Genomic DNA, 453 nt, shown 5'->3' on the forward strand with positions numbered 1-453 from the left:
GAGATTCCAAATATTGATAAGTTTGTTTCTCCAGCTAAATTAGTTGCTTTTTGTGGACTTGATCCTGTTGTAAAACAATCAGGTAACTTTAATGCTCCACAAACTAGAATGTCTAAACGTGGTTCTAAACTCTTGAGATATGCTTTAATTAATACTGCTTGGCAGTTATCGCTTAACAATGACATATTTGCGAAATATTACAGATTAAAGATAAATCAAGGTAAAAGACATTACAATGTCTTAGGACATTTAGCATCTAAACTTGTTCGTATTATTTACAAACTTTTGAAAGATAATATATCTTTTGATACAAATTATCTTAAATAGATAATTATTTGAATTTTTAAAATTAAGTAGATTACTACTATTTTTGTGATACAAAAATTCAATTACTTATCCAACTATTTATTTTTTATTTTATACTTGACAAATCATAGTTGGTCTCCTTATAAA

The 453-nt window shown here is 26.0% G+C and carries 1 protein-coding gene; it reads left to right on the forward strand.

The window, feature by feature from the left end; translation table 11 throughout:
- On the forward strand, window positions 1–327 hold a 327-nt coding region (locus AWT72_RS08865; RefSeq protein ID WP_156413159.1), incomplete at its 5' end, for a transposase.
- Window positions 328–453 lie beyond the last annotated feature (126 nt).

It is taken from the genome of Oceanivirga salmonicida (assembly GCF_001517915.1).
GTDB lineage: Bacteria > Fusobacteriota > Fusobacteriia > Fusobacteriales > Leptotrichiaceae > Oceanivirga > Oceanivirga salmonicida.